The sequence below is a fragment of the Frankia sp. Mgl5 genome (assembly GCF_023242985.1).
In the GTDB taxonomy this organism is placed as follows: Bacteria; Actinomycetota; Actinomycetes; order Frankiales; family Frankiaceae; genus Parafrankia; species Parafrankia soli.
The window spans coordinates 1-290 of record NZ_JALKFY010000062.1; the positions used below are offsets into that span (position 1 = coordinate 1).

Annotated in this window: 1 protein-coding gene; it reads right to left on the reverse strand. The window is 54.1% G+C overall.

Features of this window, described 5'->3' with window-relative positions; translation table 11 throughout:
* The coding region (locus MXD62_RS08365) for an HlyD family efflux transporter periplasmic adaptor subunit (protein WP_368862336.1) at nt 1-290 on the reverse strand (290 nt) is incomplete at both ends.

Genomic DNA, 290 nt, shown 5'->3' on the forward strand with positions numbered 1-290 from the left:
GATTTGATCTTCCGGGATGGATGCTTCCACCACAGGCTGTCTGCTAACAATCGTCAGGAGCGGCACGCCGGGCGAAACCGTTTCTCCGTCGTGGATGGTTTTGGTCGCAATCTTACCCGACAAGGGGCTTACAATCACGGTATTGCTCAGATTTAGCTGGGCAGTGTTTACTCGTGCCTGAGCCTCGGCAACCGCCGCCTGCAGATTGGCAATCGATTCTTTTGTCGCTCCCTCGTTCACCAGGCTTTTTTCTTGCAGCACCTGCTGATATGCGGTTTCCGCCTGTGTAT